The 22,896-nt window shown below is 43.1% G+C and carries 25 protein-coding genes, 2 tRNA genes and 1 pseudogene; 8 read left to right on the plus strand and 20 right to left on the minus strand.

The window, feature by feature from the left end:
* Position 1: 1 nt before the first annotated feature.
* Both SPHMEL_RS00925 and SPHMEL_RS07655 read left to right on the plus strand, forming a co-directional pair.
* A complete protein-coding gene (locus SPHMEL_RS00925) occupies positions 2 to 1,246 on the plus strand; it encodes an ORC1-type DNA replication protein (protein ID WP_084322059.1) in 1,245 nt (414 codons plus the stop codon).
* 260 nt (positions 1,247 to 1,506) lie between these two features.
* Positions 1,507 to 2,007 (plus strand): ASCH domain-containing protein, encoded by a 501-nt coding sequence (locus tag SPHMEL_RS07655; protein WP_051400969.1) that lies wholly within the window; start codon positions 1,507 to 1,509, stop codon positions 2,005 to 2,007.
* 278 nt (positions 2,008 to 2,285) lie between these two features.
* On the opposite strand, the gene SPHMEL_RS00935 is transcribed toward SPHMEL_RS07655, so the two are convergent.
* The 11 genes and pseudogenes from SPHMEL_RS00935 to SPHMEL_RS00975 all read right to left on the minus strand — a co-directional run bounded on the left by SPHMEL_RS00935 (position 2,286) and on the right by SPHMEL_RS00975 (position 8,773).
* Positions 2,286 to 2,361 (minus strand) — tRNA-Gly (locus SPHMEL_RS00935).
* Between the two features lie 218 nt (positions 2,362 to 2,579).
* Positions 2,580 to 2,720, minus strand: coding sequence for a hypothetical protein (locus tag SPHMEL_RS07105; protein WP_012609098.1), 141 nt, complete (start codon positions 2,718 to 2,720; stop codon positions 2,580 to 2,582).
* 190 nt (positions 2,721 to 2,910) lie between these two features.
* Positions 2,911 to 3,113 (minus strand): annotated as a pseudogene (locus SPHMEL_RS07660) (4Fe-4S dicluster domain-containing protein).
* 159 nt (positions 3,114 to 3,272) lie between these two features.
* Positions 3,273 to 4,031 (minus strand): ABC transporter ATP-binding protein, encoded by a 759-nt coding sequence (locus SPHMEL_RS00940; protein WP_042666838.1) that lies wholly within the window; start codon positions 4,029 to 4,031, stop codon positions 3,273 to 3,275.
* 2 nt (positions 4,032 to 4,033) lie between these two features.
* Positions 4,034 to 5,065, minus strand: coding sequence for a FecCD family ABC transporter permease (locus SPHMEL_RS00945; protein WP_051400970.1), 1,032 nt, complete (start codon positions 5,063 to 5,065; stop codon positions 4,034 to 4,036).
* Between the two features lie 6 nt (positions 5,066 to 5,071).
* A complete protein-coding gene (locus SPHMEL_RS00950) occupies positions 5,072 to 6,229 on the minus strand; it encodes an ABC transporter substrate-binding protein (RefSeq protein ID WP_042666839.1) in 1,158 nt (385 codons plus the stop codon).
* Entirely contained in the window at positions 6,219 to 6,908 is a 690-nt protein-coding gene (locus SPHMEL_RS00955; protein WP_042666840.1) for an FmdE family protein, read from the minus strand. The genes SPHMEL_RS00950 and SPHMEL_RS00955 overlap by 11 nt, the downstream gene beginning before the upstream one ends.
* Before the next feature lie 475 nt (positions 6,909 to 7,383).
* Positions 7,384 to 7,458: transfer RNA gene (locus SPHMEL_RS00960), tRNA-Glu, on the minus strand.
* Between the two features lie 242 nt (positions 7,459 to 7,700).
* Entirely contained in the window at positions 7,701 to 8,159 is a 459-nt protein-coding gene (locus SPHMEL_RS00965; RefSeq protein WP_012609104.1) for a signal peptidase I, read from the minus strand.
* Between the two features lie 5 nt (positions 8,160 to 8,164).
* A complete protein-coding gene (locus tag SPHMEL_RS00970) occupies positions 8,165 to 8,470 on the minus strand; it encodes a zinc ribbon domain-containing protein (protein ID WP_042666841.1) in 306 nt (101 codons plus the stop codon).
* Positions 8,471 to 8,476: 6 nt separating this feature from the next.
* The gene (locus SPHMEL_RS00975) at positions 8,477 to 8,773 is read right to left on the minus strand and encodes a hypothetical protein (RefSeq protein WP_232216699.1); all 297 of its coding nucleotides are present in this window, start codon (positions 8,771 to 8,773) and stop codon (positions 8,477 to 8,479) included.
* A gap of 28 nt (positions 8,774 to 8,801) precedes the next feature.
* Between SPHMEL_RS00975 and eno the strand changes: the two genes are divergently transcribed.
* A complete protein-coding gene (eno, locus tag SPHMEL_RS00980; protein WP_042666843.1) occupies positions 8,802 to 10,109 on the plus strand; it encodes a phosphopyruvate hydratase in 1,308 nt (435 codons plus the stop codon).
* Positions 10,110 to 10,114: 5 nt separating this feature from the next.
* Here eno and SPHMEL_RS00985 read toward each other — a convergent pair whose 3' ends face one another.
* Positions 10,115 to 10,360: a hypothetical protein gene (locus SPHMEL_RS00985; RefSeq protein WP_012609108.1), complete on the minus strand. Its 246-nt coding sequence runs from the start codon at positions 10,358 to 10,360 to the stop codon at positions 10,115 to 10,117.
* Positions 10,361 to 10,605: 245 nt separating this feature from the next.
* Complete coding sequence (locus tag SPHMEL_RS00990) at positions 10,606 to 11,394, minus strand: isopentenyl phosphate kinase (protein WP_042666845.1); 789 nt, start codon at positions 11,392 to 11,394, stop codon at positions 10,606 to 10,608.
* A 99-nt stretch (positions 11,395 to 11,493) separates the two neighbouring features.
* Here SPHMEL_RS00990 and SPHMEL_RS00995 point away from each other — a divergent pair, with 99 nt between their 5' ends.
* A complete protein-coding gene (locus SPHMEL_RS00995; RefSeq protein WP_042666846.1) occupies positions 11,494 to 12,822 on the plus strand; it encodes a glycosyltransferase family 87 protein in 1,329 nt (442 codons plus the stop codon).
* A gap of 79 nt (positions 12,823 to 12,901) precedes the next feature.
* On the opposite strand, the gene gapN is transcribed toward SPHMEL_RS00995, so the two are convergent.
* On the minus strand, positions 12,902 to 14,422 hold the full coding sequence (gapN, locus tag SPHMEL_RS01000) for an NADP-dependent glyceraldehyde-3-phosphate dehydrogenase (protein ID WP_042666847.1): 1,521 nt from the start codon (positions 14,420 to 14,422) through the stop codon (positions 12,902 to 12,904).
* A gap of 138 nt (positions 14,423 to 14,560) precedes the next feature.
* On the opposite strand from gapN, the gene SPHMEL_RS01005 reads away from it, so the two are divergent.
* Positions 14,561 to 15,121 carry a rubrerythrin family protein gene (locus SPHMEL_RS01005; RefSeq protein ID WP_042666848.1) on the plus strand — a complete coding sequence of 187 codons (561 nt, stop codon included), beginning with the start codon at positions 14,561 to 14,563 and terminating at the stop codon, positions 15,119 to 15,121.
* Positions 15,122 to 15,445: 324 nt separating this feature from the next.
* Complete coding sequence (gene dph5 / locus SPHMEL_RS01010) at positions 15,446 to 16,210, plus strand: diphthine synthase (RefSeq protein WP_042666849.1); 765 nt, start codon at positions 15,446 to 15,448, stop codon at positions 16,208 to 16,210.
* Positions 16,211 to 16,498: 288 nt separating this feature from the next.
* On the opposite strand, the gene SPHMEL_RS01015 is transcribed toward dph5, so the two are convergent.
* The 5 genes from SPHMEL_RS01015 to SPHMEL_RS01035 all read right to left on the minus strand — a co-directional run bounded on the left by SPHMEL_RS01015 (position 16,499) and on the right by SPHMEL_RS01035 (position 20,506).
* The gene (locus SPHMEL_RS01015; RefSeq protein WP_042666851.1) at positions 16,499 to 17,251 is read right to left on the minus strand and encodes an ABC transporter ATP-binding protein; all 753 of its coding nucleotides are present in this window, start codon (positions 17,249 to 17,251) and stop codon (positions 16,499 to 16,501) included.
* The gene (locus SPHMEL_RS01020) at positions 17,241 to 18,179 is read right to left on the minus strand and encodes a FecCD family ABC transporter permease (protein WP_042667888.1); all 939 of its coding nucleotides are present in this window, start codon (positions 18,177 to 18,179) and stop codon (positions 17,241 to 17,243) included. The genes SPHMEL_RS01015 and SPHMEL_RS01020 overlap by 11 nt, the downstream gene beginning before the upstream one ends.
* On the minus strand, positions 18,176 to 19,207 hold the full coding sequence (locus SPHMEL_RS01025) for an ABC transporter substrate-binding protein (RefSeq protein WP_042666853.1): 1,032 nt from the start codon (positions 19,205 to 19,207) through the stop codon (positions 18,176 to 18,178). Before SPHMEL_RS01025 ends, SPHMEL_RS01020 begins: the two co-directional genes overlap by 4 nt.
* 162 nt (positions 19,208 to 19,369) lie before the next feature.
* The gene (locus tag SPHMEL_RS01030) at positions 19,370 to 19,951 is read right to left on the minus strand and encodes a hypothetical protein (protein ID WP_042666854.1); all 582 of its coding nucleotides are present in this window, start codon (positions 19,949 to 19,951) and stop codon (positions 19,370 to 19,372) included.
* Positions 19,952 to 19,960: 9 nt separating this feature from the next.
* Positions 19,961 to 20,506: a cysteine hydrolase family protein gene (locus tag SPHMEL_RS01035; protein ID WP_042666856.1), complete on the minus strand. Its 546-nt coding sequence runs from the start codon at positions 20,504 to 20,506 to the stop codon at positions 19,961 to 19,963.
* A 232-nt stretch (positions 20,507 to 20,738) separates the two neighbouring features.
* Between SPHMEL_RS01035 and SPHMEL_RS01040 the strand changes: the two genes are divergently transcribed.
* Positions 20,739 to 22,019, plus strand: coding sequence for a Glu/Leu/Phe/Val family dehydrogenase (locus SPHMEL_RS01040; protein WP_042666858.1), 1,281 nt, complete (start codon positions 20,739 to 20,741; stop codon positions 22,017 to 22,019).
* On the opposite strand, the gene SPHMEL_RS01045 is transcribed toward SPHMEL_RS01040, so the two are convergent.
* Positions 22,016 to 22,273 (minus strand): DUF504 domain-containing protein, encoded by a 258-nt coding sequence (locus tag SPHMEL_RS01045; protein ID WP_012609119.1) that lies wholly within the window; start codon positions 22,271 to 22,273, stop codon positions 22,016 to 22,018. The two genes, SPHMEL_RS01040 and SPHMEL_RS01045, sit on opposite strands and share 4 nt — an antisense overlap.
* Positions 22,274 to 22,456: 183 nt before the next feature.
* Between SPHMEL_RS01045 and SPHMEL_RS07470 the strand changes: the two genes are divergently transcribed.
* Positions 22,457 to 22,699, plus strand: coding sequence for a hypothetical protein (locus tag SPHMEL_RS07470; protein ID WP_042666859.1), 243 nt, complete (start codon positions 22,457 to 22,459; stop codon positions 22,697 to 22,699).
* Positions 22,700 to 22,896 lie beyond the last annotated feature (197 nt).

Raw genomic sequence — 22,896 nt, forward strand, 5'->3', positions numbered from 1 at the left:
GGTGGTGAAGTGGGATGCAAGAAAAATAATAGAGGATGAGTTAAACAAGCAATCAATCTTTAAGAATCGTGAAAGCCTTATGCCGGAATACATACCTGAAGCACTGCCACACCGCGAGAACGAGCTCAAATTATTAGCCTCCTACTTCAGGCATTTAATAGCGAACCCGGGTTCCATGTCTCAGAGAGTACTCATAGTAGGTAGAGTTGGAACCGGTAAGACGACGTTAATGAGGACCTTTGCCACTAATTTAACGAGCATAGCAAGGGAGAAGGGCTTATCATTCGATTATATTCATGTCAACTGCTATAGGAATAGGAGCTTGTTCAGTATAGTGAGGGATATAGCCTTGCAACTAGGCCTCTCAGTACCACATAGGGGATTATCATCGAAGGAGATAATGGATGCTGTTATCTCGTTCCTGGATGAGGACGATCGGTATACTTTAATAGTATTCGACGACTTTCACTACTTCGTGAATATAGCTGGTAAGGAAGCGATATACTTTATTACAAGGGCATACGAAGCCTTCCATGAGTCAAAGCGGTTGAACATGGTCTTCGTGTCAACCGATACAAATATAATAGGGGTCTTCGACCCTGTCACCGAGTCGTATCTGAATAGATATATTATAAAACTACAGCCATACACCTCCAGTCAGTTACTTGATATATTGAGGTATAGGGCTAGCCTGGCCTTCCATGAGGATGCATATGATGAGAAATTACTGGAGCTTATCGCTGAATATGAAGGGGTAGACAGGAGCGGCGAGGGTAATGCACGCCACGCCTTGACAATACTACTTACAGCTGGAGATATAGCTGAGAAAGAAGGAGCTGGGAGAATCAGCATAGAGCACGTCAGGAAAGCTATAACGATCCATGATAGAAGCAAGGAAATAGAGAGGATTAACGATGTATTAAAATACAGCTCCCTTCACGAGCTATTATTACTACTAAGCATAATACGCCTCCTACGCAAGAAAAACGATAAAGAAGTGGAAATGGGGGAGGTCGAAGACGAATACAGGCTACTCTGCAATATACACGGAGAAATACCGCGCTCTCATACACAGCTATACGAGTACACCAGAAACCTAAGTAAGACCGGCGTCATCAACGCTGTCACTAAGAACATGGGTAACCGTGGTCGAACAACCCTCATATCCATACCTTATGGACCACTAGAAGAACTAGAGAAATACATCACTGCACTAGTAACGAAGAAGAGTGAGATAGAGTACTAGGTGGCTTGCCCAATAACTGGTGAGTAGAGTTCTTTTATGGATCAGTAAACCAATAACATCTATTAGTGATGTAGATGGCTTGCGTGGAGAAACCAATTATTATGTAGTGGGGTATATCTCAGGCGCCATATAATGATTAAAGGTAGGTTTGTCGAGCACACCCCCGCTGGTAAAAGAGGTCCACAATCAGGCTTGGTTGTGTTATCCCGAGATATAAGGAAGTCTTCATACACGGTGGTGGTAGACCAGTAGCCAAGGCCATGATAACCAATGTCGTCTATAAGAGAGTGTGTCAGCTTACAGAGGGGGATGCTTATAGAGGTGATGGATACAGCTCTGTAGAGGAGCTCCTCAAGGATCTCGAGAAAGTATACAACCGTAAAATAACTCCAAGTGATTTTGTAACAATAATAGAGTTCGAGGTGATCAAGAACCTGTTAGACCTCAGCATGCGGGACATATACATGGGGCCCAGCCCGGCTGATATAGCTAGCCTGTCACGGGTTCTGAATTCTTGTAAATATTTTTGGATGTCTTGGACGTGTTTTATCTTCTTGGTGTCTTTACTTCTTTTCCTCGATGACTATTACTTTTACTTTTCCCCCGTGTGGTTTCTTCAGCTTCCCCCGGTATTCTCTGGATGGGTATACGGGGTGTTTACACCTGATTTAACTATCTTCCCTTCACTGCTGGCTGAGGGCTTTACGAGCGTATGCAGGGGTGCCCGGGGTCACCCAAAGCACCTCCGTTGTGAAGGATGAAGCCGGACGGAGCGGGGGAATAAGAAATAAGGGGTGAAGCAGGCAATTACAGGTATTCACCAGACCCGAACCCTCCATTGCCTTAACCCTTTCCCCAACCTTCTAAACCACATACCCAGGACTCTGAATCTATCTTCATCGTTTATTCTGCTTAAGTCTAATACATCATCTAATCACTTAAGAACAAGAATCAGTATACTGTGTTTCCATTTATCAAGTAAATGTCTCATTGAGTCGGTTTGAATCATGAGACATTTACTTGATAAATGGAAATTGAGTGCGGCGGCCGGGATTTGAACCCGGGATTTCCGGCGTGGCAGGCCGGCGTCCTAGTCCAGGCTAGACGACCGCCGCAACCAATAATCTCTTAGAGTCATGGATGGGTTTTAAATATTTCCCAGTCATCATCCCTAGCTCTCAATCCTTATTTACCAGGTACCAAGAGATAATTGTAGATAGAGTTCGTTCCAGGATAATGTAGCTTAGTAGAGATCTCTGTTCCCTAATGGTGGATGAGGAGGCCAGAGTCATAAATCATAGTAGGTCGAGATCTTAATAATTATTTCTACTCTTTAAAGGATCCTTAAGCAGTTTCTCAGTGTTTTTCTAATGATCCATTTCTTATTTAGTGATCCATAGAGTTTCAGCGATGCCTCCCTTATACTACCGTGCTTTATAACTGCATCTATGATCCTGAGCTCGTCTTCGCTCAATTCTTTTTCAAGGAACCGAGGAAGTCCTCGAGATCTTTATCCGGTAGGCGGAGTACTTTATCGGCTTCTTGGATGGGAGGGGGGTCTGGTACAGAGATTCAGCTCCCTAACTCTCTTTATTGCTTCTTTCAAAGAAAATTCGCTCACCATATGTTACACCAAAAAGAAGTAGGTTAAAGGTATAAATAATTTATTGCTCCCCATAGTATCTTATGGCTCCAGCTGGGCAAATTCTTTGACATCCCCTACAAAGCTCGGCACAGTTATCTGGGTTTACCACCATGGCTTTTCACTCACGCCTATGCTGTATACTTTGTGGAGGCAGAAGTTGTAGCAGATTAGGCAGCCAGTGCACTTCTCGTAGTCTATTATAGGGTACCGGTTCTTAGCCATAGTGATTTTCAGCCCAACCTAGTCTTGAAGCGCTTTGATTGCATAAAGTTATATCTTAATTAGATCACCAGCATATGGATTATCTTATTACAACTGAAAAGTTTACCCTTCTGAATAGGGAGGAAGTCAAAAGCGAGAGTCATGTCGCGGGGAAGAAGGTTAGACAAGCGGTATGACTGCCTTTAAATCCTTGTTGATCATTACTTTGACCCCGTATACCTTCTCGATGATCTCTTCGTTTAGAACTTTATCTGGTTCTCCTACAGCGTAGACTCTTCCATTCTTTAAAATAATGACTTTGTCTGAGAATCTGTATGCTTGCGTAAGGTCGTGAAGAGACATCATCACTGTGAGCCTCCTGTCTACGCTGAGGCTCTTGATGAGATTCAGGATCTCTATCTGAAACAATAGATCTAGATTCGATGTGGGCTCATCTAGTAGCAACACCTTTGGTTCTGCCGCCAATGCTCTCGCGATCAAGACTCTCTGGAACTCTCCACTACTCAGCTCTGTTAAATCCCTTTCTGCTAAGCTGTCGGCTCTTACTGCACTAAGCGCGCTTATCGAGATCTCGAGGTCTCTCCTGGTTGGTGCAAAGTCTATGTGTGGCCTCCTCCCGGTTAAAACGAAGTCTATGACTTTGACGCCGGGTGCTACATACGTTAACTGTGTTACTAGGGAGATCTTTTTTGCAACTTCCCTCCTAGGGATCGTGAGAACGTTTTTCATATCTATGTAGACAGATCCCTTCGTGGGTCTTAGGATACCGTCTACTGTTTTCAGAAGAGTTGTTTTTCCCGAACCATTTGGTCCTACAACGGCTACAACCTCCCCTTCGTATATATCGATGGAGATATCTTGCAGAGCCCTGATACAATTGTATCTTACATCTACGTTGGCCACTCTTATAACAACCATATTTATCGCCTCTTCAGAAGAAGGTATATGAGTAGCGGTGACCCGATCAGGGATAATGTTACACCAACGGGGAGTGTTATCGGGGAGAGTATAAATCTGCCAATACTGTCAGCAGCTACGAGGAGGATTGCTGCTACAATCATAGATTCTGGGATCAGGTACCTGTGGTTGTTTCCGACAACGAGTCTCGCTATATGTGGTGAAATCAGGCAGAGAAAGGCTATTACGCCAGAGAATGCGGTTACAATTGAGGCCCCTATCGCCGCCACTATCGAGGCCTCTAATCTAACTCTCTTAGCGTTTACACCGCTGGCATAGGCAACATCGTCTCCGAGACCCATGAGATCGAAGTCTAGTGCTCTGGCAATGAAGTATATTGAGAGCGCAGAGGCAGCAATGGCTATTATCTTCAGCTCCACCCACCCTATTCTACCAACATCACCGAAGCTCCAGAAGACTATTAGAGCGACTTGAAGTTCGTTCAACTTGAGGTACTGGATAAGACTTAGCAGTGCCTGGTAAAAGAAATTCATTGCAATAGCTGCTAGAACCAAGGCTCTCTCGCTCAACCCGGCCCTGTAAGCTAGTAGTAGAACAATGGCTGTTTGAATTAACGCGAAGACAAGTGCGAAGATAGGTATGATGTATGGGTTTGAATATGTGAGAATGACCCCTCTCACAGAGCCTTCTAGACCTGTTAGTAAGACAACTGCTACCCCAAGCGCTGCAGCACTAGATATACCGAGCGTGAAAGGAGATGCCATAGGGTTTCTTAGCACAGACTGCATCGCGGTACCAGAGGCTCCGAGGATGAACCCTATTAGGATACCGGCTAGAGCTCTTCTCAATCTAATCAGTAGAATACTTGTCGCGTCTGGTGGTAGATTGCTGTATCCAAGAATGAACTTTAATGTATCCAGGTAAGTAACATTGTATGATCCCACGGAAAGAGAAAAGGGTAATATGAATATTAATATAGTTGCTGATGCCAGCATGAAGATTTTTCTCGCTTTAAAAAGCTTTTCCACGGTCATATGTATTCAGCCACATGGGAATAATTCGCTGAGGTTCATGAATCCTTTGTATCCACCATCGATAAACCCCTGGTATATTGGTTTACCAACAAACATTGTGAAAATTTCATCGGCCTTTACAACTGGGTCTATGTCAGCGAATCTATCCGGGTAGAGCACTTTCCCAATGAAGTACGCGTTTGCGAATGCTGTCGCGATATTTGTGTGATAGAAGTTAAATGGTAAGACACCATAAACCCTCCCCGTCCTGAACGCGTTTAGGCTACAGTATTGAGACGGATCCTTCCTGTAATCGCTTAGTACGTTGTTCAAGTTATTCTCGTCTATGAACACGAAGTCCGGTTGTTGCTGCACTAGATACTCGAAGTTTATTGACATGTAGCCGGCTTTACTGGCGACTGAGTCGACAATGGAGGGTGTGTTTAGAAGTTGTAGAGGGGCGAATCTGGCCTGTGTCGATGTAAATGGTTGTCCGCCCTTGTACGATATAGCACCTACATACACCTTTGGCCTTGGATCAATACCTCTAGTCCTGTTGTTTAAGTCGCTCACTATTTGATCAATGTAGTTTGCCAGGTTCTCGGCTCTCTCCTCTCTCCCAAGGGCTTTTCCAAGAATCAGTAATGCGTTTTTAAGAGCTTCTATATCTAAATAGCCTGCGCTCCCGTAATCGATCACTAGGACGCTGGCATTAACCTCTTCGGCTAGTCTATCAGGTGGGTAGAGTTGCGCATATATCCCCGACATTATTATCAACTGTGGTTTTACAGCCCTGAGTTTCTCTGGGTCTGGAGGATTATTTGGACCCCCGGGTCCTACTACAGGCAGGTTCTTGAGGGTGTTGTACTGGGCCATTGCGTAATCTTTCCCAGTGGGATCTCGGGTTACCTCAACTTCTTCTACGCCAACAAGGAGATCGGTAGCATTCAGGTATACTACTAGCCTCAGAGCTCCTGGGCCTATAGCGACCACTCTGCTTAGATTTGCTGGGATTTTGATTGTTCTATTGGTGACATCTGTGACGATGATATATGACGGGGTCTCCTCAACCTTCCCTGTATGCAGGTTTTTATCGTAGAAGAAAGAGTAATAGAGACTGGTAACCACCGCCGCAATAACTATAATCGCGACCAGGGTTGTCGTGACAACTTTTTTAGTAAGCATTGGAGACCACCCTGTAGGGGATCCTCATGTGTGATATGCCTCTTCCTATTATAGCTAAGGTCTCTCCATTTGCGCACTGGATGCACAGGGGTTTTCCATCGATGTAGATAGCCTTGGGCGCCATTATGAGCTCTCCGCATTTAGAGCACCTAATACTCTCGTATATCGGAGCCCTCTCCACCTCCTCTATGATTTCAACCTCTTGTATTATGAATTCTTCCTCTGGGATATTGGCCATCTTGTATCCTATTTCACTCCAAAGCTTGTGTAGTTTCTCGGTTTCTTCTCTACTACCCCTTCTCTCAGTCACCACTTTCTTGAAGAGATCTAATGCTTCTCTAGGGAAGTATTTTTCCCTCAGTTTCTGAGAGTCCACGTAGACCCTGATACCTTTCTTACTCCCTCTCCTAAACAACGTGAGGGCATTCTTTCCGGCATCGATATATATTAGTGAGTTATTACCGAGAGTACAACCAGTAGCTATCTGAACACCATCAGCGAAGCAGTTATTGGCTTCGACGATGGCTATGATATCCTCTCTAATAGTCTCCATTACACCAGCTTTGTTTATACCAAGCCTGCCCATAGCTATCTCAGAGGCTCTAAGACCTAGAACTAGGAATGGACATACGTGTCCATGAAACTCTTTTGCTTTTTCTATGAGCTCCTTGCTCACCATAAGGTGCACCTTTTTAAGTTAAATGTGTACCTTCATACTATGATGAAATCTAATCTTTTTAAACTTTCACAGAAGCAAAAACTCGATGACCTGATTTACAACTAAAAATCCCCCGTCCTTTTAGAGCGGGATGACGAGAGCCTATAAGTTTTCTATTATCGTTCTAAACATTGAGAACAGAGCTAGCCTGAATGAAGGGATCTCTGATCATCTTAACCGCCCCGTAGACCACAGATGTAAACTCGAATAAATGTAGGAAACCAATAAACCTCCCAGCCTAGAGCGGGGAGGAGGTCAACTTGGATTTCTGAGACCCGTGGAGCGGTAAGCCCCTGGGCAACCAGGGGTTGAGCCACCGTGGTGAGATTCCGGGAGGAAGCGTGGTGAATCACCTGTCGTAACTAAAAGTATTTAAAAGCATGCATAAGCCATGGCAGGCAGAAAACGCTAATGGTCTAAGAGATGAGAGGAAACATGCCGCCGCCGGGATTTGAACCCGGGTCACGGGCTCGAAAGGCCCGCATACTTGACCGGGCTATACTACGGCGGCACGCATTCATTATAATATCATAGCATTCCTTTTAAAAGCTTTAGAATTCCAAGCTTGTTCTAGAATGGATCAGTGCGATTTCTCTGTTAGTATCAAACCATTGTCCAGCCCAGCCAGCCTAGCTGAACTTTGATATATTTTATTCTTTTCTTCCTTCACCCCGATCTCCTCCATGCATTGATGGGCGGGGTTTCCTTTGGAGCAGGAGGTTTGGGCTACATTCCCTATAGCTCCCGCCGGGTTTAACCTCCTTTAAGAAATAAGGCGAGGTACCCTAGATAAGGTATTTTAACTATATAATCGTTGATGCTTACTACTTTTCCAAGTACCCTATTATATGGTATTCCTATGTTGTTTTCGAAATACATAAAGTCCGGTAGTGAATTATTGTCTCCCTTGGTAACATAATAGTATTCTCCATCTCTGATTACTACTTTTATTACCCTATGTATTATGAGCTTTCCCCCAGTACTATATATTATCACGTCGCCGGGTCTTATAGCCTCCGGAGTCGCTTTTTGCACGATAACTATGTCTCCCTCCCTTAGTGTTGGAAGCATGCTGTATCCTTTTACTACGGCCAGGGGAGAGAAGCCGTTCAGGATTATTGGTAGAGCAACCAAGGCGATCAGGGTTAAGAGCATTGCTGTGAATACTATTACTGTCGTATAATATAGTATCCTACTATAGCTTAAATTCATTACTATTACTCCTCATTCATAATGTCGTCGATATCCAGTACGATTTCCTTAGGCGGTCTCGGCTCCTCTCCGCCCTCAATTACTTTACCCATCTTCTCCCCCTCTATCTCTACTTTTCCACCACCAACCTTTAACTTGCTAACAACCCCTCTCCATTTATACCCGCATCTTCTACACTTAACTACACCCATAATTGTTATAGTGATCCTGCCCTGGGTATCCGGTAAGGGGGATGTGAGTTGCCATGTTCTCTCAACATCCACCTCGTTACTACCGCATTTAGGGCATTTCAACTGTGGCTGCTTACTCATGGTATACTATCCCTCCATTGTTAACAGTATTGCTATAATTAGTGGTAAAGGTGCTAAAATAATTTTTCTACCCTTATTCCTCGCCAATATAATGTACAATATCAGTGTTGTGAGCAAGGTGGGCAGTAGGATATAATAGTTATTGGTTTTAAAAACCAGCACTATGGATAGTATTGCTAGTGGGAAAGCCAGGTATAAGTATGTGTTTTTTATCTTCCCGTAGAATCGAAGGGTGAATATACACCATAGTATATATGATGCAGTAATATTTACTAGAAGCAATAACCATAATAACTCCTCCATGTTAATTACCACCATGGGTGTGTCTGGAATGTATCTAGAAATATATGATGATGTATATGTAATAAAAGATGTAAAAGCCAGGATGATACTGGATAGCAGGGGTAATCCAACAGTCCAGGTCAGAGTAGTAACAGAGGGTCTTGGAATAGGGGTAGCTAACGCCCCCAGCGGTGCATCCACCGGCAAGCATGAAGCCGTGGAATTAAGGGATGGTGGAAAAGAGTTCAAGGGTAAAGGTGTCTCGAAAGCTGTGGAAAACGTTAACAAAGTAATTGCCCCTACCATAATAGGCTTGAACTCAAGGCATCAATACGAGGTAGATGGTAAACTAATTGAGATAGATGGCACCCCTAATAAGGCCAGGCTTGGTGGAAACGCTATTGTGGCGACAAGCCTCGCTGTAGCCAAGGCTGCGGCATCAACCATGGGTGTGCCCCTATACTACTATCTAGGTGGTAGGACAGCGGAATTACTCCCGGTACCGCTTCTAAATATAATTAATGGCGGGGTACACGCTGGGAACAAGCTAGATTTCCAAGAATTTATGATTGTTCCCGCCGGCTTCAACAGCTTCCACGACGCCATAAGGGCGGCTGTCGAGGTATACCATGAATTAAAAATAGTCTTAAAGAACAAGTATGGTCCTTCAGCAGTTAATGTTGGTGATGAAGGCGGGTATGCTCCTCCCCTCGAGAAGATACGTGATGCACTAGATCTCTTAGTTGAAGCGGTAAAGAAGGCTGGGTATGAGCCGGGTGGAGAGATAGCGATAGCACTTGATGCAGCCAGCTCTCAATTTTATAGAGAGGATAAGGGGGTATACGTCATTGAAGGAAGGGAGTTAGGTAGGAATGAAATGCTTGAATTATACGAGAAACTAGTAGGGGACTACCCGATAGTAAGTATAGAGGACCCGTTATACGAGGAGGACTTCGAGGGATTCGCTGAAATGCGTAGAAGACTTGGGGATAAGATCCTGATAGTTGGAGATGACTTATTTACAACAAACCCTGCCAGGCTCTCTAAGGGTATCGAAAGCAATGCTGGAAACGCCGTATTAGTTAAGGTCAATCAGGTTGGAACCCTGAGCGAAACCATTGAAGTAGTTAGGATGGCACATGAAAACAGGTATAAAGCAATAATCAGTCATAGGAGTGGTGAAACAGAGGACACCAGTATAGCTGATATAGCTGTTGGATTATCCACTGGACTAATTAAGACTGGTGCGCCGGGTAGAGGGGAGAGAACTGCTAAATATAATAGGCTACTAGAGATAGCCGAGGAATTGGAAAAGCCGAGGTATCCTGGATTCAGGGTGTTCCCGAGAAAACCATGATTTTTTCACGGGATAAATATACCTATAATCATTAATACTATGGCCGTTATCACTGTTAGCTTGATAAACTGACTCACAGTGAGGTTCGGTATCTCTTTTACCGCCCTAATGAGTATAGTTATAGCTATTGATAGACCAATAATCATTAGTATGGTGAACCCTATTAGAAATAACCATACCCCTACACCATTTATACCGCTTAAGACCGTAAAGAACCCGTTTAGCACGTTGCTTATTTTATCGATCCACATTTAAACCCCTTTATCATTATGCCCTTGTTAAAGACATTTAAATCCTAGGGCTAGTGATATTACTGTTCCAGTTCCTTTATCGATTCCCCTCAGGATAACGTTGAAAAACATCATATCAGGGTGAAAGTCTCCAATTAATAAACCATGTATTTAAACGAGTTTGCCATGTAGTATTAATCGATGATGATGGTTAAAAGCGTGTAGCCGCTTTGGCGATGACATACACCAGGCTTCTGATGTTGAAGCTATGGCTCTATTATAGTACCCTCGGAGATATCTCCATGTAGAATAGCGTTAACAACGTCCTGCCTACTGAAGCCGGACGCTATGATCACTCTAACCCCTAGTCTCTCAGATAACTCATGCATTGATTTCACCTTACTATATATCCCACCCGTTGCATCATTATTCTTCTCTTTGCTAAGTTGCTCAAGGACTTGACTGATATTATTCTTATTTATAGATTTAATTAAAACCGGATCACTACACCTGGAAGGGTTACAAGTATATACTCCTTTAACATCTGTTAAAAGCACAATGCGTGCTGGTTTAATGCTTTCTGCAAGTAATTCGAATACTTTCTCAGTGGATACCACATGGTATCCATTGCTCCATGGTATACATTCCCCGTATAGAAGCGGTATGAGTCCAGCCGAGATAAAATTGTACACCGGTTCCGAGAAAACCTTGAATTCCCCATCCTGGCTTACCGTGATCACTGCACTTGTTTGAATACTTGATACAGGTATACCGGCCTCGACAAGGTGATCTGTGATTATCCTATTCAATAACCTTGTTGCCTGGTGACATTTCACAACACAATCGATTCGTCCGTCTCCACAATACTTTCTCACAGCATAGTGAGCGAAGCTTCCCCCTCCATTCCCTAGTATAAGTTTTACCCTACCATATACTTGCCTTAAGATCTCTGCCACAGCATCGAGGGATTCTCTCCTGAGTGTGACAGGCTTGTCTTTTATGGTTATGAAGCTGCCTCCTAATTTAACATATACTGTGTCCTGTAACGGTGTCAATTCGTGCACCCTTCGCGTTTCAAGTATTGGAAACACAGGTAAACATTTTATTGTTTTTCCTAGCATTATTGAGTAATAGTATTCGGCGGTGCCTCTAATGTGAAGACGGGCTTTAACACTAGCTTTCTCAGGCGTGAATGGAGAATAATAGCAGCTAACATAGTGGTGTTTGTATTAGCTGTATCCGGCTGGAACTACTATGATGTAAGGTACTTTATAAACTACTGGTTCGACTACTTTAAGGAAGGCAGGTTACTAGAAATATATAGCGGGCCGTTTAGGGCTAAAGTTGCTTATCCACCATTAGCGGTATACCTATTTATTTCAACCCACCTCATAGCTTCTAGCATAGGTGGTAATCTCGCTGTTAAGCTAATAGATAAGCTTCCCTTAATCATGGCATTCAACTGTATATACTTCATCTTGAGGAGGAGATATGGAAGTTCAGCCGGCAATCTATGGCTCTTGAACTACATTGGGTACGCTATAATAGCTAGTTTTCAATTCGACATGGTAGCAGTATTATTCCTGCTCATGGGCTTCATATACTTAACCGAGGGGAGGTATGTGAGGTCAACCATAATGATAGTGCTTTCAGCGCTTATAAAGCAGTTACTAGCGGTGTTCTTTCTATTTATACCATTAATACTGCTTGCCCGGAGGGACTATAGAAATATGGCTAAATCAATAGGGGCAGCCGTCTTGACGGCTTCGTTATTTACCCTGCCTTTCCTCATATATGATCCCTGGGGGTTTATTAATAAAGTAGTATTGTTCCATGGCTCCCGTTACCCCCAGCAATATAGCCTCTGGACCCTCCCGGTTTACCTGAGCTGGTTCAACCTGGCTTCACTCCCTTCATGGCTTACTTGGGTATGGATAATACCGTTTACACTGGCATTACTAATAGTATACGTTGATTTCTATCGTAAAGGGGCTCCTCAGGATCCCGACATGCTGCTAATATATTTTACTGCTACATCAATACTACTACTTTTACTTAATAAAGTCGGGAATGTCAACTACTATCTCTGGGCTTCTCTGTTTATCACGATATATTTATCGAGTTATTTCCCGAGGTTGCCGAGTAAACTACTATCCCTCTACATATTCATCCCACTACTCATAGGGCTTATAGCTGGCTTCTTCATAGAGTTTACTGCTGCAATCGTGGGTGATGATATATTAATAGTGGAGGATTCAAACTGGGTTTCAGCAGAGCAACTTATTGCATTAAGTGTCGGTATAGACTCTATTATATATAAGTTCATTATTTATATACGTAGCTCCCCTGCCTTCTATACTTTATTCAGCATCCTCAATAACGGGAGGAGTATATCGGCTGTATTGATAACCATCATATATAATGCATACCTGATCTATATGTTGATCCTTGTAACACATCATTCTCGGTGGTTTAAGCATTAATGTTTTCCATATAAGCATAATATGAGCATAATATTTACAGGATCATGTGTGGTGGAGGGTTATTCTCTAAAAAACGGGTTTAGAGGGTATATTTCCAGACACCCTTTCCTCTATAATTATATATAATGGTTTTATATGCTGTAACATACTCTATAGAGTACCCTATGCCCTCTCTTCCTATGCCTGAGTCCTTTCTACCACCATAAGGATAGTACCCTATGCCGTGGCGTGGCATATCATTTACGTATATGGCTCCGAATTCGAGAAGTCTTATTAGCTTTCTAATGGATTCTATATCATGTCCAAATATTGCTGCATCGAGTCCGTATCTTCTCCCGTTCGCGAGGTCTACTGCTTCATTTAGATCCCTGTAACTAGTTATAATTGCCACTGGTGCAAAGACCTCCTCATGATATAGCTTTATCTCCTTAATCCTCTCCTTATCGGGGAACTCTATCAGTGTTGGTTCGACATAGTTTCCGCCGAGGCTTCTCCCCCCGTAGAGTACTCTCCCACCTTTCTTGACAGCGTCTTCAATAGCCTCCATTAATAGCTTAACGGTTGCCCCATCTATTAAGGGCCCCATGTCAACATCTTCTCTGCGTGGATCGCCGACACGTATCTTAGAAAGTTCCCCAACTATTCTATCCTTTAGTTTATCATATACCTTCTCATGAACGAGGATTAATCTTATTGCATCGCATCTCTGACCCGCATAACTATATATCCCAGTAGCTATTTTGACTGCTGTATCATCGAGATCAGCATCTGGAAGTACTATGGCTGGATCCCCGCCTCCCAGCTCCATTATGAATTGCTTAATTCCAGCCGTCTCTAATATCTTCTTACCGGTTTCACTACTACCTGTGAAACTTATTACTGAAATCCTTCTATCCGAAACAAGCCTCGAGCTCTCCCGGCCTGGTATTGTTGCTATGGCCAATCCCTCACGCGGGAACCCAGCCTCCTCCAGTAGCCTACCTAATAGGAGGACCGGTATTGGATTGGCTGAAGGTGGCTTAATGATGATAGCGTTGCCGCTTGCAAAGCTATAAACGATTTTAGACACTGTGTCGAATAATGGATAGTTGAATGGTACCACGGCGAGCACTACTCCATAGGGCTCTCGGCGCACCACCGCCTCTGTCTCAGTTGTTGTTTCATCCCAGTCCCCCGGCATGTATTCTCCAAATATTTTTCTAACATCTAGTGATGCCGCCCTGACTCTTTCTATTGAAGCATTGACTTCCCCTTCAGCCTGCTTCCTTGTTTTGCCCGAGTTAATGATAAGCGTGTTGACTATGTCGCTTCTATGCTCCTCTAATAGGATGGCTAGTTTCTCAAGTATTTTAAGCCTCTTCCATCCGGGTGTGTCCCTTACCCTCCACCGCCCTCTGGAATAAATGAGCTCGAGTACCGGATCCATGGTATTCCAAGAAGCCTTAGCTACTTTGGCTATTAACGAGTTATCTATAGGCGTGTAGACGTCGAAGTATTCCTCTGTCTCAACCCATTCCCCAGCTAGATAAGTTTTAAAGTGTAATGTATTATCTTCTCTCTTGACTATTTTCTCAAAGAGGCTTGATTTTAACTCGAGCATATCAATTTAGCCCTCTAAATTCTTAAAATATTCTGGTGAGATTTTTAAATAATGTTTAAAACATGTTTGAAGAAGTATTACTAGGTGGGGAAGAAAATTTTTAAGTATTAAAGTTGTAAATAATAAATGATGAGTGAAATGAGTGAACTAAAGGCCATGACCAAGCAGTTACTATTAAACGCCTTTGGCGGGGAATCAATGGCTCATATGAGATACCTGGTATTTGCTGAGATAGCAGAGAAAGAGGGCTTTCCTAATGTAGCTAGATTATTTAAAGCAATAGCGTTCGCTGAACAGGTTCATGCTAGAAACCACTATAATGTACTGAGGGAGTACAACACTGATGAAACTGTATCAGCCGGAACCCCTATCGGTCCTGGCTCAACCAGTAAAAACCTGGAGCTAGCTATCAGGGGTGAGGAATTCGAGGTAAACGAGATGTACCCAGTGTATCTCGAGGCGGCAAGATACCAGGGAGTTAGCGAGGCTGAGAAAAGCTTCAGATTCGCGTTAGAAGCTGAGAAGATACATGCGAAACTATACAGGGAGGCAAAGGAATACGTGGATCAAGGCAGGGATATGCCTATAAAGGGCAAGGTATGGATCTGCCCGGTCTGCGGTCACACGTACATTGGTGAGGAGCCCCCAGAGAGATGTCCTGTATGTGGTGCCCCCAGGAGCATGTATAGGGGCTTCTAGATATTTTTAAATCTATCCTGATCCTTTTCCAAAGGGTTTTTGATCATTATGGTTCATATTCGGTTGATGTTGCCGCCTGCCTTATTACCCGTTTTCCGGGAACATGCCCTTCCCGGGCAAATGAGTTGGCTTCATCGAGTAGTATCCTTCCATTAGCAACTACTAATAGAGTTCACTATATCGCTCTCAACATAGATATGTAGAAGAAAATCCATAAAGCATTCTGAAAAAGCTACAAACCAGCATGAAAATAAAACAATAGTAGAAGGCATTTTTATTTAGATCTTCCATATGTAGTTTTACAGTGTAGGGCTGGTGTCCCCCTTGCTTATCTTCATTGGTGCTGGTTATTCACGCAGACATTTAACTCAGGAAGCATTGGAGTCTTTGAAGAGTGCTGAAAAGATATATGTTGACACCTATACATCAATGTATGAGGACGGCTTCAACTGGCTTAGAGATGTTAATCCATCAGCTGAGATAGTGTTTGCTAAAAGAAGGGACTTAGAAGGGGAGGGTATTAATAGAATAGTAGAAGAGGCTAAGGAGGGTAATATCGCGATACTCTGTGCCGGAGATCCATTTACAGCAACAACACATGACGCTATTAGGGTTGAAGCATTAAAGAGCAATGTAAGCGTTAAGGTTGTAACCGGTATATCGGTGGTGAACCTAGTTCACAGCAGGATCGGCCTCCAAGCATATAGGTTCGGTAAAATAGTCACCCTAGTATATCCTGACAGCTTTAAACCATACAGTGTTATCGAAACCATATATGATAATCTAGGTAGAAACCTCCATACACTCGTACTGCTCGATCTCAGGTTAGAGGAGGGGTTAGCGATGAGTATTCCAGAGGCTATAGATATACTTACGGAGCTCGACGAGAAACAACAATTAATGAATCAAATAAGCATTGGCGTGGCTAGGCTTGGATGGAGTAGTGAGGTAATTAGGGCTGGGAGGCTTGTCGAGTTAAAAAGATATAGTTATCCTCCTCCCCCTCATTCACTAATCATCGCTGCCAGGCTTCATCCAATAGAGTTAGAGAGTCTCAGGTATATAGCTGGCCTCACGATAACGGGTTAACTCCGCGTGACGAAGAAAATAAATAGTGTCTAAGGTGAGGGGTTCGGGTCTGGTGAATACCTGTAATTGCCTGCTTCACCCCTTATTTCTTATTCCCCCGCTCCGTCCGGCTTCACCCTTCACAGCGGGGGAATACCCCGTATACCCGTCCAGAGAATACCGGGAGAAAAGTAAAAGTAATGGTCATCGAGGAAAACTAGTGAAGACATCAAGAGAATAAAACGTGTTCAAAAATATTTAAAAAAGAATTTAGAACCTGTAACAGGCTTAATCCTTGGTGACGTCAGTTTAGTAGTATGGTATAATGATTCTCATGCCTCCAGGTATTTCAGTGACCATGAACTCTACACCGTATACTTCTCTTAGGACATCCAGGTTCTCCATTAATTCATTCAGCCATCCATGGAACGCTATGGAGCCGCTTCTTAGGACTACTATATAGTCGCAGGTGTACGATGCGAATATCGGGTCGTGTGTAGCGATAATTATTGTCGAGGATCCGGACTTCTTTCTAAGTGTTTTGGAGAGGACTGGTTTGAATCCTGTGTCGATATGGGCGTCTGGTTCATCAAGTAATATGTACCGTGGTTTCTTTATCAGTGCTGAGGCTATCACTATTTTCTGTAGCTCGCCGCTGCTTAATTCATTAATATGTCTATCCAGTAAACCCGTGATGCCTAGCTCTATTGATGTATTATATATTGCCTCCTCGACATCTATGTTTTTAAGCGGGTAAAGCGCCATTTCAAGTACCTCCCTAACCTGTAACTGTAGGGACGTAGATATGGTTTGCTGTGACCCATACGATAGGATCCTTGATAAAACTGTCAGCGGCGTCTTTGAGACCTCTCTTCCATCAATTAGTATCGAGCCCCTGTAGCCTACTAGCCTGGCTAGTGCACGTAAGAGGGTAGTTTTACCTGATGCATTAGGACCCATTAAGCATGTGACTTTATTCTCCATTATTTCGAGAGATGCATTGTTTAATCCCTTTAATCCACCTGTATATTCGACTACTACATTACTGGCCTTAATCACCATATATCCTCCGCCTCGAGAGCAGTAAATATATGAAGAACGGAGCCCCAATGAGTGAGGCGATGGCTCCAGCCGGTATTTCACTCCATATTACAGCGAAGAGCCTCCTGCTTGTAAAGTCGGTTACATAAAGTATTATAGATGATGTGAAGGCCGCTAAAGGCGCGACAACCCTGTTATCACTCCTACCAGATAGGTACCTCGCTATATGTGGTGATGCCAATCCAATAAAACCTATTAAACCGTAGAGTGAGGTAACGATACTGCTGGTTAAACCGGCGACAATTATTGAGATCAAGCGTATAACTCGGGGGTTAAACCCGGTTATTACTGAGAATTCATCGCTTACCTCCAGCGTGTTAAGGGGCTTTGCAAGAATGAGCATTATGGATGCTGAGATGACTAGGGGAATAGATAACATATATAACTTATCATTGGTGGCAACTATGAAGCTTCCAACGAGAAGAAGCTGCGCATACGGGTAAACACGGATCGTTAGATAAGATAGGAGAGCCGATATGCCTGAGAAAAAAGAGTTAACGCCAATGCCGGCTAGCACATATGAAGTAGCTGTGCCGGATAACTTCTCCGCCAGTGTGATTGTGAGAAATAAGGCTAAAAGCCCGCCAAGCATCGAGGACAATGGGGTAGCGAGAGTGAAGCCTCCAGCTATTAAAATACTTAGATAAGTAAACACAAGTGAGCCGCTTCCTATCCCGAGTATGTAGTGGTCTACTAGTGGATTACGTAGTGAGGACTGAAGATATACTCCGGTTAAACCTATAATTATGCCGGTTGAAATCACTGAGAGAATCCTGCTTAATCTATAGTTAAATAATAATGAATTGTGTTGAACATCGTTGAGATCGCATATTAGCATTATGGAAAAAACAAGTAGTAGGCCTAGAAGCCAGAGATCTCTTTGCTTCATTTCCTCCAATACCTCTTTGCAAGCACCATGGTAATCAACGCTACTGAAGCGACGAGTACAATGATCGCCATGACTGAGTATGTTGATGACCCTTCACTACTGGTTACACGAATAATATTTGACCGTGTTAAAACATTATAGATTACCTGGGGCGCATATATTATAAGGGGTCCCGGCCTCGAGATTATATCTGTTTCCGTCTGGTTTAATACAATAATTGGTTTACCCAGATTAGTTAGCCCGCTCTCTTTTAACGTATTAGAGTTGGGGCCGATGTATGTAACTACTATGATGTCTGGATCCAACTCGACTACCTTCTCGAGGCTTATGGATGACCATGAATATATATTGCTACAGGCATTCGATAAACCCAGTCTTTCAAGTATGTCATCTATGTATGTTCCTTTGCCAGCAACCCATATACCACTTGTTAAATCCACTATGATTAATACTTTGACACCCTTGTATTTACTAGTTATTAGATCCCTGTATTTACCTAGTTCACTCTCTAGTTTGATGGTGAAGTCGTCGGCTAGGCTAGTCTTATTTAAGAGCGTAGCAATGGTGTAGAAGTCGCTTAAAACATCTTGTATGCTTTTAGATGAACCACCAGCCAAGTATACTACGGTAATATTATAGTTCTTGAAGAAATCTAATAATGGAACATGAGCCCCTTTATCAGCTAAAACTATATCAGGGTTGATCCTGAGTATTTCTTCGGCTCTTACAGTTGACCACCAGTACCCGCCGACATCAATTACACCATGTGTCTTGAGAATGCTTGAGATGTTAAACCATGTATCGCTCAACGATATTGAATCAGCCCCCACTACTCTATCTAGTTCATCCAGGTAGGCAAGGATCTCCGTGATGGAGGGGCTGAGGGAAACTATTTTAGATGGTGTTTCACTAAGACTTATGGTTCTCCCTGTAGCATCCTGCACTACTATTCCGGCTTTTACAGGGATACTTGCAACTATAAGTAGGGCAAGTATTATTATATACCCGTATTTAATCTGCTTGGACATTTTGTCCAACACCAAACAATACTAGAAGCTATGCATCTTAAAAACATTTCCAGGAAGAGATAGACCAAATTAGATGAAATGTAATGTAGTGATCCATGTTGCTGGGGATAACTATGTAGCGGACGCATCTGGACGGAGTTGATAACCCTTAAAGGGATTTAGTCAGATCATTGATTCTGTACATATGTTTACAAGGGCGTTGAGAACAGCTGACTCATATAGTAATGGTATGTGCTTTCTCCATAAAACTAATACTGAGTTGTTTTCTAGGAGAGTTGCAGGCACAAGTTCGATGTATCTTCTACTAAGTTCTTCGGGGACCAATGGGAATACTATTCTATCTGGTACTATACCAATAACCTCTATACATTCTCTATCCCTTGTTTCAACAATGATCCAATCTCTTATCTCTACTATTTTTGACTCAACTTTTTTAAGGAGGTCTGGATCAACTGGGTGAAATATTGTGAGGAGGTATTGTTTAACTGGTTGCGTAATTATCGATGCTTGATGAATACCCTCTGTTATGAATTCATATAGTTCCGGGCGTGTTTTCTGAAGTGATTTAACGTATTCATTTATCCGGCGTATTCTTCTCTCTCCTATACTGGTTCTCCTTGACACCGAGACTCTTCCAAGACCCTCCTTATGCATTCCCAGCATGACTACTAATAGCTCTGCTACAGTGAATCCCGATTCCCTTGAAATATTCTTAATTGTTTCCAGTAAGCCGCAGTTGATCACTGTTAACCACTATTTGCTGCTTATGAATTCTATTACTTCCCTGGACTTCATTATTCTGCATCCAAGTATGGTCTTCATATAGTTTAATGCCCATTCGTGGTCGCTTCTACTAAAAGCGCTCACTGCATCCTCGACCACTATAACCTGGTACCTGTTATAGAATGCATCCATTGCCGTGTGGAGTACGCATATATGAGTATGTATACCTGTTATAATCACGGTGTCTACGCCTAGGTCTCTGAGTATGTAGTCTAGGCCTGTTTCCCTGAAGCCGCTATAGGATCTCTTATATAATACTATATCGCTTGGTCCAGGCCTCAGCTCCTCTATTATCTCCGACTCTGGATCATTATGCATTGCATGCGGTCCCCATATGGATAACTCATGATCGAATGGGTAGTGGTGATCGGCTAGGTATATAACTGGGAATCCTCTTTTATGCATGGTGCTCGTTAGATCCTTTATCACAGGGATTATTCTCGATGCCTCCGGACTTCTTAGTCTACCATGTACAAACTCTTTCAACATGTCCACTACTAGTAGAGCCGGCCTCAAGAACGACACCAGTTATTGATATAAGGTGGTTGAGGGAATTAAAAGTTAGTGTGATGACCGACTTCGGTTCTGAGTTAAAGCGATGAAGACCCGTGTGAGGGCTGATATTAACGGGATATACATCACACGTTGTCCCATGCAACCTTGGAAGCGTATTCCAGATATATATCGTATATATTGATAGGTAGTCTTTTTAAAGCATTCCAGGAATAATAGTTACTTGGTGATAAATATGAATGAGTATGCATCACTATATGAAAACGATCCAGTATATCAGATGGCTGTGAAGCAATTACGTGAATCAGCATCGCTTCTAGGATTATCCGATGAAATCGTCGAGATACTCAGACACCCGGAGAAACTGGTACAGGTTAAAATCACTATTAGGAGGGATAACGGTAAGCTAGAGATGTATCTAGGCTGGAGAAGCCAGCACAATAGTGCGCTGGGACCTTATAAGGGAGGAGTAAGATACGGTGAAGACGTGACTCCTGGTGAAGTAGTTGCTTTATCAATGTGGATGACCTGGAAGACCTCCCTAGCTGGCATTCCTTATGGCGGTGGAAAGGGGGGTGTAAGGGTTAACCCGAAGGCTTTAAGCCAGAGAGAGCTAGAAGAGTTAAGCAGGAAGTTCTTTGCCGGCATAGCCAAGGACGTAGGCCCCGAGGTAGATATACCTGCCCCAGACGTATACACTAATCCACAAACAATGGCATGGTACTTCGATGAATATAGTAAGATAGTAGGGTACCAGGCGTGGGGAGTTGTTACCGCGAAGCCCGTGGAGCTTGGTGGATTATATGCAAGGGTTGTATCAACAGGGTATGGTACAGCTCTCACTGCAAGGGAGGCGGCTAAGAGATGGATAGGTGGATTGGCGGGTAAAACAGTTGCAATACATGGTTTCGGAAACGTTGGCATATATGCTGCGAAATATCTTACTGAATGGGGTGCAAGAGTGGTTGCTGTAAGTGATAGCAGTGGATACATATATGATCCGAACGGATTAGACATCGAGGAAGCAATAAGGGTTAAGGAGACAACAGGCAAGGTGACAAACTATAAGAAGGGGGATGTAAAGGTCTCTGGAAACCATATGGAACTACTTGAATTACCCGTTGATATCCTAGTACCAGCTGCAACACAGGATGTTATAACAAAGGAAAACGTTAATAGAATAAAGGCTAAAGTCATTGCTGAGGGCGCTAATGGTCCAACCACGCCTGAAGCCGAGAAGGTATTGTATGAGAAAGGTGTAATCATAGTGCCAGATATATTAGCGAACTCAGGAGGAGTAACGATGAGCTGGATCGAGTGGAGCCATAACAAGATGGGGTGCTGGCTCACTGATGAGGAGGCATTATCGAGGCTGGATAAAATGATGACGCTGAACTTTAATAGGGTGTACGATGAGTGGAGAAAGAGGTTCTCAGAATATCCAATGAGGACTGCTGCCTACGCTATAGCTGTAGATCGTGTCGTAAAGGCTATGAAGCTAAGGGGATGGATCTAACCCTCGTTTTTTCCCCTCTTGTATAAAACTCTGTTATTTTTATCCCTGATCTCTTCAACCCTGTGCAATGGTATGATCTCGTTATGTGTGTATATATATCCTGCCCGTAAATCGATTATTAACTCGCCGGGCACAGGCTTCAGGATTTCACCACTCTCTGCCCGGTATCTTATGTAGATTACATAATTGTTTTTAAATCCGCCGAAAACTATTCTCCTAAGCCAGTTCTCTAACTCTCCTCTCTTACGTCCCATATCTACTTAAGCCACCTTCAAGCACCCGGTCTAAGTGATCCGTTTGAGACTACTTATAGCTTAACCTGGTTAAGTGGGCCTCGATTTAAGAGATAGTGGTTTTTAATTCCTTCTCTAATAATTTATCAGGTAAAGTCATGGTAAGTGATGCTACCAGCGTCTCAATTAGTATGAGGGGTAGTTATGAGTAGGAAGAAAATAATGGGGCTGATAATCACTTTTAGCACATTTGTCTTCAGCGTCATTTACACCTATTTACTGTTCTTCTCCACACACCAAGTCCAGGCTCTGACATTAAAGCTCACAGTATATTTCTTTGTAATCGTTTTACTAGCATCCCTATTTATAGTCGGTTACACCTTACTGAGGACAAACGTGTTTCCTCCGGAGGAGGTTGAAGAAACTGTTTCCAGTGAGAAGGCCTAGGGATACAGGGGGTTCAGGTCTCACATAGGTTTATATAAATTTATTTAAATTGGTTTCATCCCCTCGTTTTTGTTCCCCCTGTATCCCCTTTGGGCTTGCATACGGCTTGAGGGCGTTCAGGGTGACATCACATCTTGAATTAAGGAATAGGTTTATGCATGCTACCCTATCCCTGTTTTCCGTGAACCCAGTGCTCC

The organism is Desulfurococcus amylolyticus Z-533, from assembly GCF_000513855.1.
GTDB lineage: Archaea > Thermoproteota > Thermoprotei_A > Sulfolobales > Desulfurococcaceae > Desulfurococcus > Desulfurococcus amylolyticus.